The organism is Bradyrhizobium sp. 956_D2_N1_4 (genome assembly GCF_052076025.1).
Classification (GTDB): domain Bacteria; phylum Pseudomonadota; class Alphaproteobacteria; order Rhizobiales; family Xanthobacteraceae; genus Bradyrhizobium; species Bradyrhizobium barranii.
Map to the genome: position 1 here is coordinate 2,290,848 of NZ_CP197237.1, position 14,309 is coordinate 2,305,156.

Genomic DNA, 14,309 nt, shown 5'->3' on the forward strand with positions numbered 1-14,309 from the left:
CCCGTCGCGGACAAGGTGAGGGCGCCTGATTTCCCAAAAGATGGTCCTTTGTCGAGGTCCCCAGAGCACGGGCTCAGCCCCGTGCCCTTGATCGCGGCATCTTATTCCGCGGGGCTTCCGACCACCGCGCCCTGACTGACGTCCTCGCGGGCGAGGATCATCAAAAGGCCGACGATGATGAGCTCGACCACCGCGAAAGCAATGAAGGCGCCGGTGAACGAGCCGGCCGAGGCGTTGATGATGGCGCCCATCATCCAGGGCGCCACGAAGGCCGAGAAGATGCCAAATACCTCGGCGTATCCAATCGCGGCCGGTGCGAGCGCGTCGGAGTATTTTTCGCTGAGCAGGGCGAAGATAGCGCCGCCGCCGAGAAGCGCGATACCGCTGAGTGCTGCAAACAGCACCAGCATCGAGAACGACATCGGTGTGACCACACTCCACAGGAACATCAACGCGGTCAGGAAAGCGAGACATGCGGTGAGTTTGATCATGAAGGGCTTGCCGAGCCGATCGGACATGTAGCCGCCAATCACCAAGAATAGCACCTGCGACAACCCCATGACGGTGCCGATGACAGCGCCGGCCTCCGGCGGCATGTGCTGTACTGTGATGAAGGCCGGCACCACCCAGGTTGCGGTGCCGGCGATCGCGAAGGTGCAGGCCACGATGCCGAAGCCGCCGACCGCGATCCATTTCGAGCGGAAGATCTCGCCGAGCGGCAGGTGCTCCTGCGGTGTTTCGTTGCCCCAGGTGAAACCGTCGATACCGAGCTCGCGCGGATCGTTGCGGACGACGAGTGCGTCGACGGCTGCAACGAGCAGCGTGCCGATTGCCAGCACGGCGAAGAAGGTCCGCCAACCGGTCGCAATCGTCAGGGGAATGCCGAGCGCGAAATCCATGGTGATGGCGAGGCTGTAGGCGGCGAGGATGATGCCTACCACCGAGCCACGCCGACTTTGCGGAAACCAGCCGAAGATCAGCTTCATGTTGCCGATGAAGATGCCGGCGTCGAAGAAGCCGATCACGAGCCGGAGCATCACGAGCTGTGTGTAACTTTGCACGAATACCTGGAGCACCATGCCGATACCAGTGCCCGCAAGCCCGATCAGCAGCATGTTGCGCGCCGTCATCGACCGGCTGACCGGCGACCAGACGACCATGCCGATGCCGTAGGTCAGCGCAAAGATGCCTTGGGCGAGTCCCGCCTCGGCGGGATTGAGCTTGAGGCTCTCGGAGACGAATGGCAGTACGGCCGCGAAGGCATACCAGTCGGCGGCGAGAAAGATCTCGCAGAGGATGGCGAGCGCCAGCATGCCTTTTTGCCACCGGGCTATCCGACGGCGGTCGTTCTCGGAGATGGACGTCCAAGTTGTTGTCAGCATGGTCATCATCGGTTCTCGCGGTTTGCGTGTCGACGGAATCGGCGTGGCCTCAGGCGGGCGGCGGCAGGAAGTTGACCTCGTGTTCGGCGGCACGTCGCACGACCTCCTGCGGATCGGGGAGATTGTGGATGCGCTCGAACAGCTCTTTCAGCGACCGCGTCGGTGCGACCCAGAACAGGCTGGTGGCGGTTTCACCCGACTTGTTGAAAATGCCGTGGGGGATGCCCTTGGGCATGCGGACGAGGTCGCCGGCCTTGGCGACAAAGTCCTTGCCGTCGAGCCAGAGGTCGTAGCGGCCGCTCAGCACATAGACGAATTCATCCTGGGTCGGATGCACGTGCGGCGGCACGAAGGTGCCATCCGGAAACACGGCATGCCAGGCCATCGACGCCTCGGAATGCTGCTTCAGCGTGTAGGTCTGGCCCAGAATGTTCCAGATGACGTTGCCAAAGCCTTCTTTGGCAGGGGTCACGCCCGGAGGCATCTCGATCATGGTGGTGTCCTCTGTTGTGTGCGGATCAATCGGCGAGAAAATCGGTGACGTAGTGTGCGGAAGACGGCGTTTCCTCGAACACGAGATGACCGGTCGCCGGCACCAGCGTCACGCGTGCGTCGGGGAGCCCTGCTTTCCAGGCATCTGCCTGGGCGGTCGGGCGCAAGCGATCTGCGGCCCCCCACAGCACCAGCGTCGGCATCGTGATCCGATGCAGCCAGTGCGCGAGCTTGGGATTGCCCTGCGGTTCGCTGCGGATCAGCTTGGCAAAGCCCGTGACCTCGCGTCCAAGCCGGGCGTCGAAGGCCGGATCTGGCGCCTTGGGAAAGTAACGGAGTGCCGCGGCCGGATCGTGCGCGAGATAGGCTGGCAGTTCTTGTGGTGCGATCTCGAACAATCCGGGCGCAGGCGCGCTTCCGACCACAAGACCGGCGGGCGCAACCAGCACCAGCTTGCGGACCCGATGCGGCTGACGGATCGCGAACTCCGCGGCAAGCCATCCGCCGAGCGAGAACCCGGCGAGGTCGAACTGCTCAAGGCGAAGCTTGTCGAACAGATCCATGTAGTGAAGGACGTGATCCTCGACGGTGTCGATCGTCTCGGCGTCGCCGGAGTCGCCAAAGCCCGCATGATAGGGGATGATGACCGTGTGCCGCTTCGCCCAATCGCGCGCCATCTCGAAGCCGGTGAAGGTGCCGGTGCCGTGCAGGAACACCAGCGCCGGGCCGCTTCCGATGCTGTGAACGACGGTCCGCACGCCGTTGATCGTATGTTCCGCGCGGGAGAAGCCGGTGAGATCGGGCGAGGGTTTGACGGTATCAAGCATGGTCGTCTCCGGTTGAAGGCGGCAGAGCCGGGCGTTGGTGAGTCATGCGGCGGCTTCCTGGCGACCGCTGAGAAGTGAGGCGAATTGTTCGACGGCGTTGGCGAGCCGCGCGGCCGTCATTGGTGCGAGCGGCTCGCCTGGTACGATCTCGCCGCTGCTGGTGTAGATCGCCGTCGAAACGGTGCAGGCTTCGAAGAAGCCGAACAGCGGGCGGAGCTGGTGCTCGACCACCAGCGAGTGGCGCAGGCCGCCGCCGACCGCGGTCAGCAGCACCGGGCGGTTGCGCAGCACGCTGGGTTCGATCAAGTCGAATACGTGCTTGAACAATCCGGGATAAGAGCCCTGGAACACCGGGCATCCTATCACGAGGCCATCGGCCTGTTCGATGGCCTCGACGACGGCGCGCGCATTGTCATCGAGTGCGGTCCGGGTGAAGCCGGCGATGCCGCAACCGGCATCGACAAGGTCGAGGACGGTGGTCTTCAGTCCATGCTGCGCCTGAAGATCGGCGGTGACGGCTTCCACCAGCATGCGCGACTTCGCCGGGCGCCAACTATTGCCGCAGAAGCCAACGATGCGGGATGTCCTCACGTCGACGCCCTCGTGTCTGGTCGCTTGCTCAGCCCGTCACCCCGAAGACCGTCCATTGCGCACCAGGGCCGGGGAGGCCGAGCAACGCACGGCCGCACTCTTCGACGATCTGGTCGGCCATCAGGATGTGCTGCGTGCCCGAATGGATGTCGCGATAGAACCGCTGCATCGGCGTGTTGTGCAGTGAGGCGCCGCGCGCGGCGCGATGCGCGAAGGTGGCGACATCCGACAGAACGTCGTGGACGTGGCGCAGTGACAGCTTGATCATCGTCATCTGCTCCAGCGACGGACTTTCACCGCCGGCACAAGTCCCCGAGACGTCCTTCCAGGTTTCGTGGACCAACGCACGTGCTGCGCGGAAACGAGCTTCGGCCTGCGCGAACTGGAACTTGAAGCTCGCGCTGTCGCGCGACTTGCCGAATGGATCCTGGCGCTGGACGATTACCTTGACGAGTTCGTCGAGCATGCGGCGGCCGACACCGACGGCCCAGGCGGAATGCGCCCAGGCGCTGTAGCCTGCCAGCCCCAGTGCACCCTGCACGCCACCTCGGCGCGGCGCACCAATGTCAAAATCGTAGGTCATGTGCGTGGGCACGAACAACTCGTCGCCCTCGCTCAAAGTGTAGTCGAAACTTCCCGTCGCGCGCAGGCCGAGCACGTCCCAATTGCCCATCAACTTGATGGTCGCGCGCGGATGGTGGGTGACGACGATCTTCGGCTGGCCGTTCGGGCCGAACACCATGTCCTTGCCGGATGCGTCGGTGACGAAGCAGCCTGAATGGACCCACTCGGCGTGCTGAATGCCGCTGCCATAGGCCCAGTTACCGCGGATCATGTAACCGCCATCGACCGGTCGGGCGAAGCCGCGCGGCACGCCGTTGCCGGCAATCGTAATGTCGGGGCCGCCCGCGAAGACTTTCTTGATGCCTTCGTCCTCGATGTAGATGGCGAGCGTCGTGCCTTCCATGTTGTTGCCGATGGCGCACCAGCCGGCGGAGGCGTGTGCGTAAGCGAGCCGCTCGATCACGGTCATGGCGTCGTAAGGCAGAAGCTCGGCGCCGCCGACCTCCTTCGGGAACAGCATGGTGTAGATGCCGGCGTTGCGCAGCGCCGCTACCACATCGTCAGTCAGATAGCCCTGTGTCTCAGCCTCCGCGGCCCTGGATTCGACCAGCGGTAGCAGCGCGTCGAGGCGCGCATGGAACTCGGCCACCGTCGGGGTCGCGGAAGGCTTTACGGCGAGTTGCACGGAAGGGCTCATGGTCGGTGTCTCCACGTCGGGCTGTTGGTTCTTCGCGCAACGCTGCTGGACGCGAAGATCTGGGTCGGGCGGAACAGACGCCGGTCGCGGGCAAGACTCCGCCCACACGCGCCAAAGACTGTTGGTGCGCGCGACGAACGGCTCGCGTTGGTGTCGAGATGTCCCCGTCGGAACCGCGCGAACGTCGTTACGCGATCCCGATGGCCAGGATGCTAGAGATGAGGCGGCTAAAGCAGCAATCCCCCATCATGGGGGGGGGCCATGCTGCTCTGCCGCAAAGCTGGGCCGGGAGAGCAGTGTTTTGCCGCTTCTTTTCGCTTGACCAAAGGTCAGGCGAGGCAGAAATTTTAAGCCTATAATAATCGGCAATGACGCGCGTGTGTCCGAGGGCACCGCGCGTTCGCGCGAGGAGTGGCGGTGAGAGCCGAGCAGGAGCATTTGGATGGTCTGCCCGAGCGCCAGCTCGCAGATCGGCTGATGTCCATCGCCGAGAGCCGCTCGGTGCGCGCCCTTGGCATTGCCTGCTGCTCGGCGATCACGGAATTGACGGGGTCGCCGACCGTCGGCCTCTATTTGCTCGACGGGCTCGAACCGGAACTGGTCTACAGCCGGCACGTCGCAGAAGGCCTGCTCGACAATTACAGGGCCGGCTTCTGGAAGCGCGACCCCGTGCTCGACTGCATCATGACCCAAGGCCGCGCGGTCGACGGCGAAACGGTGATCGGTCCGCAGCAATGGCGGCACAGTCCGTCCTTCGAGATGCTGCACGAGTGGGGCTTTGCATACAACATGGGCGGCCCGTTGTGGTGCGGGCAGAAGATCGTCGGCGTGCTGTTTACGGCGACGACCGATACGGACGCGCCCTACACGATGCGGTCGCGGCAGCGCATGGAGATGCTGTGTCGGGCCGGCTCGCTCGCTTTGACCAACATGACGAATGCGGGCGCGATCGACGCCCATCCTGCCGCAATCCGGGTCCCTGAGCCGGCAGCGACGCCGGTGGCGACGCTCTCGGCATCGCTTCCGCCACGGTCCGCGGACGTCGCCATCCGGGTCTGCCGCGGCCAGACCAACAAGGAAATCGCCCGCGAGATGGGGATTTCCGATCAGACCGTGAAGGAGCACGTCGCGAACCTGTGCCGACGCTTCGGCGTGCACAACCGCACCGAGCTTGCGGCCTGCCTGCTGAGTCCGAGCGCTCGGCAATAAGGTGCCGCGCCGGGTCAGATGTGGTTGACGATCAGCTTGAGCGAGCCGACGAAGGTCGGACGCTGCCGATAGTGCCCGTACCGCGCGTCCCAGCGGCCGGACGTGAGATCGTTGCCGAGCCGAGCATCATCGCACGGCGTGCAGCTCCAGAAACGCTTTCACGCCGGTTACGTTGCCGGTATCCGACGGCACGTAGCCGGGCAGGGTGGCGACGGCGGCGCGGAAATCGGCGCTACGCATGATCTCCAGGATGCGCTGCATCGGCCCGGTATCGAGGAAGGCGCGCTTGCAGACGAAGAAATAATCCTCGGTGAGGATGCGGATGAAATCGAGGCCGAAGTGGCGGGCGGCCGCCTCGACACCAAAACTCGCATCCGCCATGCCGCTTGCAACATAGGCCGCGACGGCGGCGTGGGTGAATTCGATCTGCTGCGCGCCGTTGATCTTGCTCTCGTCGATGGCGTTCGCGGCAAGCAGCTGGTCGAACAACAGGCGCGTGCCGGAATCATGGTCGCGGTTGACGAAGCGGACTTTTGGTCCGGTGAGGTCATGAAGCGAAGCGATGCGCAGCGGATTGCCGCGCGCGACCATCAGGCCCATCTCGCGCGTGACGAAACTGATGATGCGATCCTCGCGCGGGTCCAGCCATTCGCGCGCCGCCTTGATGCCTTGCGCGCGCAACGCGCCGTGTGGCAGATGCAGGCCCGAGAGATCGCAGGCGCCTTGCGCCAGCGCGACCAGCGAATGCTGGTTGCTCACATAGCGCAAATCGACGCCGATGCCGGGCTCGCGATCGAGGAATTCGCGCAGTTTTGCCACGGCAAAGCCGTGGCTGGCATGAACGCGGATCACCGAAGGGCGCTGTTCGAGGAACGGCTTGATCTCGCTCGCCAGCTCCTGCGCCAGATTTTCGAGCTGTGGCCCGAGCCGGGCCTGCATGCGTTCGCCGGCCCACACCAGCCGCTCGCCGAACGGCGTGAGCTTCGAGCCCTTGCCGCGCTGGGTTTCGACTAGAGGGGTTCCGAAGAAGGCCGACCATTGCTCGATCAGATTCCAGACGTGCCGGTAGGACAGGTGCGCATCGCTGGCCGCACTCGTGATCTTGCCCGTCTTCCGGATTTCGTTGAGGACGCCGAGCATGACCACCACGGTGCGCGGATTGCCTTCCCGGCGAAACCGCCATACAGCCTCGATCTCGATCTGAAGCATGGGTCTTCCTTATGAACTTCGCTTCATATATGGGACGTCCATTTGCAAACCATATCATATTTACTCCAGCCAATAGGCGCCTAGTCTGGTATACCAGAACAGGAGAAATATGATGTCCGTTGCATATGACTTTGCGCACTCTCCGGCCACCGAATTCATGGCCCGGCCGCAGCATCTGCTCATCGACGGCCGCCGCGTCCCCGCCAGCTCCGGCCGTACCTTCAAATCCCTCAATCCCGCCACCGGGCAGGTCATCGCCGTCGTCGCCGAGGGTAACGAGGCCGATGTCGAGCACGCCGTGGCAGCCGCGCGGCGCGCCTTCGAAGGCCCGTGGCGCACGATGCGGGCGTCGGAGCGCGGCCAGATCCTGCTGCGCTGGGCGGACCTGCTCAAGCAGCACTCCGAAGAAATCATCGAGCTCGAGTCGATCGATGCCGGCAAGCCGATTTCCGCGACGACGCGCCAGGATTTTCCGGCCGCGGTCGACACGCTGATCTACTACGCCGGCTGGGCCGACAAGATCAGCGGCGACGTCGTGCCGGTGCGCGACGATGCCCTGACCTACACCGTGCGCGAGCCGGTCGGCGTGGTCGCGGCGATCGTGCCGTGGAATTTCCCGCTGATGATCGGCATGTGGAAGCTGGCGCCGGCGCTAGCCTGCGGCTGCACCATCGTGATGAAGCCGGCCGAGCTGACCTCGCTGTCGGCGCTGCGCATCGCCGAGCTCGCGCTCGAAGCGGGCCTGCCGGCGGGCGTCTTCAACGTCGTCACCGGTCCGGGCCGGGTCGTCGGCGACGCGCTGGTCAATCACCCCGATGTCGACAAGGTCACCTTCACCGGCTCGCCCGGCGTCGGCCGTGGAATCATGAAGGGCGCGGCCAGCAACTTCAAGCGCGTCTCGCTCGAGCTCGGCGGCAAGTCGGCCAACGTCATCTTTGACGATGCCGATCTCGAAGCGGCGTCCAAGGCTGCGGCCTCAGGCATCTTCTTCAATGCCGGCCAGGTGTGCTCGGCCGGCTCCCGCGTGCTTGTGCAGGAGAAGGCTTATGACGAGGTCGTCGAGCGGCTGGCCGCGCGCGCAAAGTCGCTCAGGATCGGCGATCCGCTCGATCGCAAGACGGTGCTCGGCCCCGTCATCTCCGAGAAGCAGATGAAGTCGATCCTCGACTATGTCGACATCGGCCAGAAGGAGGGCGCGACCCTCGTCACCGGCGGCGAGAAAGTCGGCGATCGCGGCTATTTCATCAGCCCCGCGGTGTTCGCAGGCGTCGCACACGAGATGCGTATTTCGCAGGAGGAGATTTTTGGCCCCGTCGTCAGCGTCATCAAGTTCAAGGACGAGGCCGATGCGCTCAGGATCGCCAACGGCACCGCCTACAGCCTTGCCGCCGGCGTGTGGAGCCGCGATATCGGCAAGCTCCAGCGCTTCGCCAAGCGGGCGCGCGCGGGCACGGTCTGGATGAACACCTATGGCTACACCGACGTGCGCCTGCCCTGGGGCGGCGAGCGCGACTCCGGCCTCGGCCGTGAGCACGGCACCGCCGCGCTCGACAATTTCACCGAGCCCAAGGCTGTCTGGATGAATCTGGCCGTCTGATAACCTCCCGATCGGCCAATCCTGGGCCCGCCTGATCATCCGGTCAGGCGGGCTCTCTTTTCGACATCGATAAAATTGTCTGCATTCCGCTCAGTGGCGGAAAACCCTGCGGACAAGAAGGCTGCTGCCTTAAACCTCCGCTTTGGAACCGGCGTGCATCCTGCCTGCAGAAGGTTGGGGCATCGGCATGTCTGTTCTCAGGGAGATCGTTGCGGCGGTTGCGGGAGTCTACGCGCTCCTGTTCGTCTGCGACGCATTGTTCGGCGTCGGCGAGGCGCGTCTCGACGACGCCTATTACAGCGCCAGCTTCTACGCGCCGCGGCCGAAGGAATTCCGCTTCGCCAGCGACACGCCGCCGGCGGTCCGCGTCAGCGAGGCCTTCGCGCAGTTTGCGCCGGGCGAGGCCAAGCCGAACCGGCGCTACTCGTCTCTGACGACGATCATTCGCTAACGTTCGGCCATTCAGGCTTGCTCCGGCGCCGGGGCGTCACCGGGATGCTGCCCCGCGCGTTGCGGGATCAGCAGCAGGCACACCAGCATAACAGCTGCGATCACGACCGAGGCCAGCGGCCGGCTCAGCGCCAGGCCGCCGTGGTCGAGCGGCTTGTCGAGAAAGTCGCCGACGGTCGCACCCAGCGGACGCGTCAAGATGAAGGCGGCCCAGAACAGCGTGACGCGTGAGACGCGAGTCCAGAAGTAAAGTGCTGCGACAACGGCGAGTCCGGCCGCGAAGATCAATGCGCCACCGCGATAGCCCATATCGCCGGTATCCGCGATCCAGTCGCCGAGTGCAGTACCCAGTGTTTGCGAAAAGGTGATCGCGCCCCAATAGAACGCCTCAACGCGCGGTGTGCTGACGCTGTTGACCGAGATCGTTCCCTCGGCGCGATACCAGAGGCCGAGCACCAGCACGAGACAAGTGAGTAGCAGCGTCGAGCCGCCGGTATAGCCGATGCCAAGCGAGCGGTCGGCGAAGTCAGCCATCGTGGTGCCGAAGGTGGTCGATGCGACGATGGTGGCCCAATACAGTGCCGGATGAAATTTGCGCGCGCGAACCTGCGCCGCGACCAGGACGATCATGGCCGCGAGGAACAGGTAGGTCCCGGCCAGATAGCCCCAGTTCAGCGTCATGGTGACGGTGTCACCGCCGGTCTCGCCGAGCGTGGTGGCGGCGATCTTGATGATCCAGAAACCGAGCGTGACCTCGGGGACCTTGCTCTCGCTGGTGACATTGCTTTTGGTCTGATCTTCCATTGTGTCCTCGTTGATGCGTCAGCCGCGGACCGGGATCCGTGGCTGACGGGATGATGGCGCGCAGAGGCGTCAGGACTTCGCGGCGGTATCCATGGCCGCGATCAGATCAGCGATCGCCTGTTTGCACTTCGCCGCATCCGGCGCGCCCGCGCGCAGCGCCTCCAGCGCGCGGTCGATCGCCTTGTCGACGGTGTGCCAATCGGCTGCCGCGCGCGGCTTCAATCCGGCTTCGGCCTCGTCCCATTTGGTCTCGAGGTCCTTGATCCTTGTCTTGGCAGCGGGGAGGTCGCCCTTGTCGATCAGCGCGGCGACGTCGACCACGATGCTCCGGAATGGCGTGAGATCGCCGAGCTTTGCGGTCGCGGCTTCCGCGAGCGGCACGAAGGTGAAGTGCTGGCTCGCGTGCATGTGCGGTTCGCCCGTGAAGGTCGTCAGCAGGCAGACGGCGACGGCGGAAATCAGTTTCATCATGTGGTTTCTCCTGGTGGAGCTCCTGCTTCATGCAGAGAGCGGGATTTCGCGGTTGAAGCTATTGCGCCGGATCGGCGCGGCGCCTGCCGTCGCCCTCGAAGGTCACCCAGGCGACGAGGCCGACGATCACGGTCAGGAAGGCGATGCTGGTCTGGATCGTGCCGAGTCCGATGCCGCCGTACTCGCGCGATTGCGAGAGCAGATCGCCGAGCGAGGCGCCAAGCGGACGGGTAAGAATGTAGGCAAGCCAGAAGGTGAGGACGGGATTGGCGCCGAAGTAATAGGCCATCATCACCGCCGCGATCAGCATGCCGAAGGCGGCAACGCCGAGCTGGAAACCGAGACCAAGTGCTTCGGTGGCAAGATCGCCTGCGGCCGTGCCGAGCGCGAAGGTGAACAGGATTGCCGTCCAATAAAACAGCTCGCGCCGCGTCGTCACGATGCTGTGGATCGACAGCGTGCGCTCGACGCCGTACCAGACCGCGAAGGTCGCGGCGAGCGCGCAAGCGAACGCCGCGGTGCTGATGTAGAGGCTGATCTCGAGCTTGTCGGTCAGGAGATCCGTGAGCTGCGTGCCGACGATGCTGACGAGAACGACGGTCAGCCAGTAGATCCAGGGCACGTAGACGCGGCGGTTCAGTTGCAGCAGCAGGGCAGCGACCAGCAGGCCGCTCATGCAGATCGCGGTCAGGCTGGCGCCGAGGCCGACATGCACCGCGAGATAGTCGGCGCCGGTCTCGCCAACCGTGGTCGAGAGAATCTTGATGGCCCAGAAGATTGCCGTGACCTCCGGAACCTTGTTCAGCATCCGTCCTGCGCCAAAACCTGAATATTGCGACACGCCCAAATCTCCCAAAGCCGAAGCGATGCGAGACCGTCGCGCAGGCGACTTAGGCCGGGCTTAGGGACGAGAATTTTCAATGCGGGGCGGCCTTCGCCGCATTTTGGGCCTGCTGGCGCTCCCTAACTCTGCGCTAAGTCGGAACGGTCATGATTTTGACGGCCGGATGGCCCGGCGGTTTCGAGGATCGAGCTTTGCGGGTTTTGCTGATCGAAGACGACAGGATGGTTGGGGCCGCCGTCGAACAGGCGCTCAAGGATGCTGCCTACGCCGTCGACTGGGTGAGGGATGGCGAGTCCGCGCTGCTTGCCGCCTCAGCCGAGTCTTACGAGGTGCTGCTGCTCGATCTCGGACTGCCGAACGCGGACGGTCGGGATATCCTGCGGCAGTTGCGCGCCAACGGCTGCAGGTGCCCGGTCATTATCGTCACCGCACGGGATGGCGTCGATCACAGGATCGAAGGCCTCGATCTCGGCGCCGACGATTATCTGGTCAAGCCGTTCGAGATACGTGAATTGCTGGCACGGATGCGGGCGGTGCTCCGCCGCGAAGGCAGCGGTGCGCCCGCCGTACTTGGCAACGGCAGGCTCAGTCTCGATCCTGCGACCCGCGAGGCGTCGCTGTGTGGCCAAACGGCCCTCCTGACCGCGCGCGAGTTCGCGCTGCTCCAAGCTTTGTTGACGCGCCCCGGCACCATCCTGTCGCGGAGCGAACTCGAGCGGCAGCTTTACGGCTGGAACGAGGAGGTCGAAAGCAACGCGGTCGAATTCCTGATCCACACCATCCGAAAGAAGCTCGGCACGGAGGCGATCCGCAACGTGCGCGGGATGGGGTGGATGGTGGATCGCGCGACATGATCAACTCGCTGCGCGGCCGGCTGTTCATCAGCTTGACGACGATCGTGCTGGTAACCGGCCTCGTCGGAGGCGTCTTCGCACACCGGTGGGCATTCGATGAGGCGATCGAGACGCAGGACTCCGTGCTGATCCAGATCGCGGGCCTCGTTCAGAGCGGTGGCTTCACCGGAGCTCAGGACCTCCATGGGGTCGATGAAAACTCCGAAGTCTGGCTGATGGAGCTGGGCAGGGCGCCGCAAGGCACACCCGAGGAGCGCCAGTTGTGGCGGCTTCAGGATGGGATGCGCGATGCAACGCGACAGGGAAAGCCGGTCCGGGTGGTGCTGAAGACGCGATCCGACGGCAGCCGGTTTGCCGTGGCCCAGAGCACGGGGGTCAGGGATGAGATCGCAAGTGACATGGCGCTCCGCACCGTGCTTCCAATCGCCGCGCTGATCCCTTGCCTGATGCTGGTGATCGCCTTGGTCATTGCCGGATCGCTTCGACCCATGGTCCGGTTGGCGGACGAACTCAACGCACGGCGTGCGGATGACATGACGGCCTTGCCGCTTCGCGACCTCCCAAGCGAACTGAATCCGTTCGTGTCTTCCATCAACGGCCTGTTGCAGCGCATGCACGAGATGATAGGGCAGCAGCGAAGGTTTATTGCGGACGCCGCGCACGAACTGCGCACACCGCTTACGGCGTTGAGCGTACAGGCTGAGAATCTCGATCACGTCGAATTGCCACCGGCCGCGCGCGAGCGCCTTGCAGCGCTTCGGCAGGGCATGAGTCGCAGCAAGCATCTTCTGGAGCAGTTGCTTGCGCTGGCACGACACGACGCTGAGTCCACCGATTGCGGGCAATGGGAGGTTGTGGAGCTCGACCTCGCGGCGAAGAGCGTCATCGCCGATCTCTTGCGGGAGGCGATCAGCCGCGGCGTCGATCTTGGTTTCGAACGGGCCGAGTCAGCTCCGGTGTGCGGCGAGCCGGTCATGCTCGCAGCCATGATCCGCAATCTTCTCGATAACGCGCTCCGTTTCACGCCGGCGGGCGGCAGGATCGATGTGGCGATTTACCGGGACTGTGCCATGGCTGTGCTTCGGATCGAGGACAATGGGCCGGGCGTGTCCCCCGAAGAGATCGGCCGGATATTCGAGCCGTTCTTCCGTGGGCAGCGGCCGGAAGGCGAGGGCGTCGGTCTAGGCCTCTCGATCGTCAAGCGGATTGTCGATCGACTTGGGGGATCGATCGACGCTGCGAACATCACGGAGGGCGAACGAAGCGGATTGCGGATCGTCATCAAACTGCCCGCGGCGGCCCCGTAGTCTCACTCCCCTGGATCCATTCCGCCACGCCGCGCCACAGCGTGTCGCGGTGCTCGGGGCGGAAGAAGCCGAAATGGCCGATCGCCTTGGCGCCGACGTCGGACGGCTTCACCGTCAGCACCTCCGGCTTGATCGCGGAGAAGCCGCTCGCGAGCAGCTCGACCGCGGGCCGCGTCGCCCAGGGATCGTCGGAGAAGCAGAGCGCGCGCAGCTCGCCCTTGAACTTTGCGAAGTTCTCCAGCGCCGGTAATTTGGAGTCGAACAGATAGCGCGGGCTGGAGACCCAGTCGGCCCATTGCAGGAAGACGCCCTTGGGCAGATCCTCGCCGATGCCGGCCCAGCCCGGCGCGTAGCCGAGCGCGTGGACGAGCGGCACGCCGACGAAATTCATGAAGGTGTAGACGCGATATTTTTCCGGCGACGCCATCAGCCGCCAGGTCGCGGCCTGCGAGGCCACGAAGGCGGCGCGTGAAATATCGCTGTTGTTGTCGATCAGCCCCAGCGCCTGGCCGCCGAAGGAGTGGCCGACATAGGCGAGCGGCAGGGTGGTGTAGCGCTCGCGCATCCAGCGCACCGCGGCGGTGACGTCCTGCGCGGCCCAGTCCGACATCGAGGCCTTGAATCCGACCAGCGATTTCGGCTGGTTGTAGCCGACCATCGCCGGCTGCCGGGAATCGCCGATGCCGCGATAATCGTAGGTCAGGACCGCGCAGCCGCGATGGGCGAGGTAGGAGGCAAAGCCGCGATAGATCTTTCGCGGGACGGCGGTGGCGGAGTTGATCAGCACGGCATGGCGTTTGGTGCCGCGCGGCAGGAACAGGGTGCCTGCCAGCGGATACCCGTCCGTTGCTGGGAAGGTGATCTCGTCGATGAAAACGTCGTCGCGCGCCGCGTCCATGGGCAGCCGATGTCCTGCCAGTTTCCTTGCCAGCCCTCAGCAAATGCGAATTCGGCTTTCCCCGCAAGGGTTTGCAGTGCGAAATGGATTTACAACTGGCGGCCGGGGACCGG

The 14,309-nt window shown here is 64.5% G+C and carries 15 protein-coding genes; 5 read left to right on the forward strand and 10 right to left on the reverse strand.

The window, feature by feature from the left end; genetic code table 11:
* Positions 1-101: 101 nt before the first annotated feature.
* The 5 genes from AB7535_RS10280 to AB7535_RS10300 all read right to left on the reverse strand — a co-directional run bounded on the left by AB7535_RS10280 (position 102) and on the right by AB7535_RS10300 (position 4,553).
* On the reverse strand, positions 102-1,313 hold the full coding sequence (locus tag AB7535_RS10280; protein ID WP_166094212.1) for an MFS transporter: 1,212 nt from the start codon (positions 1,311-1,313) through the stop codon (positions 102-104).
* 118 nt (positions 1,314-1,431) lie between these two features.
* Positions 1,432-1,875 carry a cupin domain-containing protein gene (locus AB7535_RS10285; protein WP_028159377.1) on the reverse strand — a complete coding sequence of 148 codons (444 nt, stop codon included), beginning with the start codon at positions 1,873-1,875 and terminating at the stop codon, positions 1,432-1,434.
* A gap of 25 nt (positions 1,876-1,900) precedes the next feature.
* A complete protein-coding gene (locus AB7535_RS10290; RefSeq protein ID WP_439034568.1) occupies positions 1,901-2,701 on the reverse strand; it encodes an alpha/beta fold hydrolase in 801 nt (266 codons plus the stop codon).
* A gap of 42 nt (positions 2,702-2,743) precedes the next feature.
* Positions 2,744-3,292, reverse strand: coding sequence for an NAD(P)H-dependent oxidoreductase (locus AB7535_RS10295; protein WP_354176906.1), 549 nt, complete (start codon positions 3,290-3,292; stop codon positions 2,744-2,746).
* 28 nt (positions 3,293-3,320) lie between these two features.
* Positions 3,321-4,553, reverse strand: coding sequence for an acyl-CoA dehydrogenase family protein (locus AB7535_RS10300; RefSeq protein ID WP_439036178.1), 1,233 nt, complete (start codon positions 4,551-4,553; stop codon positions 3,321-3,323).
* Positions 4,554-4,970: 417 nt separating this feature from the next.
* On the opposite strand from AB7535_RS10300, the gene AB7535_RS10305 reads away from it, so the two are divergent.
* A complete protein-coding gene (locus tag AB7535_RS10305; protein WP_155795275.1) occupies positions 4,971-5,762 on the forward strand; it encodes a response regulator transcription factor in 792 nt (263 codons plus the stop codon).
* A gap of 126 nt (positions 5,763-5,888) precedes the next feature.
* On the opposite strand, the gene AB7535_RS10310 is transcribed toward AB7535_RS10305, so the two are convergent.
* On the reverse strand, positions 5,889-6,971 hold the full coding sequence (locus tag AB7535_RS10310) for a substrate-binding domain-containing protein (RefSeq protein WP_439036179.1): 1,083 nt from the start codon (positions 6,969-6,971) through the stop codon (positions 5,889-5,891).
* Positions 6,972-7,083: 112 nt separating this feature from the next.
* Here AB7535_RS10310 and AB7535_RS10315 point away from each other — a divergent pair, with 112 nt between their 5' ends.
* A complete protein-coding gene (locus AB7535_RS10315; RefSeq protein WP_071917543.1) occupies positions 7,084-8,568 on the forward strand; it encodes an aldehyde dehydrogenase family protein in 1,485 nt (494 codons plus the stop codon).
* A 187-nt stretch (positions 8,569-8,755) separates the two neighbouring features.
* On the forward strand, positions 8,756-9,019 hold the full coding sequence (locus AB7535_RS10320; RefSeq protein ID WP_439036180.1) for a hypothetical protein: 264 nt from the start codon (positions 8,756-8,758) through the stop codon (positions 9,017-9,019).
* Between the two features lie 11 nt (positions 9,020-9,030).
* Here the strand turns inward: AB7535_RS10320 and AB7535_RS10325 are convergent, their stop codons facing one another.
* The 3 genes from AB7535_RS10325 to AB7535_RS10335 all read right to left on the reverse strand — a co-directional run bounded on the left by AB7535_RS10325 (position 9,031) and on the right by AB7535_RS10335 (position 11,101).
* Positions 9,031-9,822: a COG4705 family protein gene (locus AB7535_RS10325; RefSeq protein WP_439036181.1), complete on the reverse strand. Its 792-nt coding sequence runs from the start codon at positions 9,820-9,822 to the stop codon at positions 9,031-9,033.
* A gap of 69 nt (positions 9,823-9,891) precedes the next feature.
* On the reverse strand, positions 9,892-10,230 hold the full coding sequence (locus AB7535_RS10330; protein WP_439037326.1) for a hypothetical protein: 339 nt from the start codon (positions 10,228-10,230) through the stop codon (positions 9,892-9,894).
* Between the two features lie 121 nt (positions 10,231-10,351).
* Positions 10,352-11,101 (reverse strand): COG4705 family protein, encoded by a 750-nt coding sequence (locus AB7535_RS10335; RefSeq protein WP_247307291.1) that lies wholly within the window; start codon positions 11,099-11,101, stop codon positions 10,352-10,354.
* A gap of 227 nt (positions 11,102-11,328) precedes the next feature.
* Here AB7535_RS10335 and AB7535_RS10340 point away from each other — a divergent pair, with 227 nt between their 5' ends.
* Complete coding sequence (locus AB7535_RS10340) at positions 11,329-11,991, forward strand: response regulator transcription factor (RefSeq protein ID WP_439037327.1); 663 nt, start codon at positions 11,329-11,331, stop codon at positions 11,989-11,991.
* A complete protein-coding gene (locus tag AB7535_RS10345) occupies positions 11,988-13,298 on the forward strand; it encodes an ATP-binding protein (RefSeq protein WP_439036182.1) in 1,311 nt (436 codons plus the stop codon). Before AB7535_RS10340 ends, AB7535_RS10345 begins: the two co-directional genes overlap by 4 nt.
* Here the strand turns inward: AB7535_RS10345 and AB7535_RS10350 are convergent.
* Positions 13,273-14,196: an alpha/beta hydrolase family protein gene (locus AB7535_RS10350; protein ID WP_439036183.1), complete on the reverse strand. Its 924-nt coding sequence runs from the start codon at positions 14,194-14,196 to the stop codon at positions 13,273-13,275. The genes AB7535_RS10345 and AB7535_RS10350 overlap by 26 nt on opposite strands.
* Positions 14,197-14,309 lie beyond the last annotated feature (113 nt).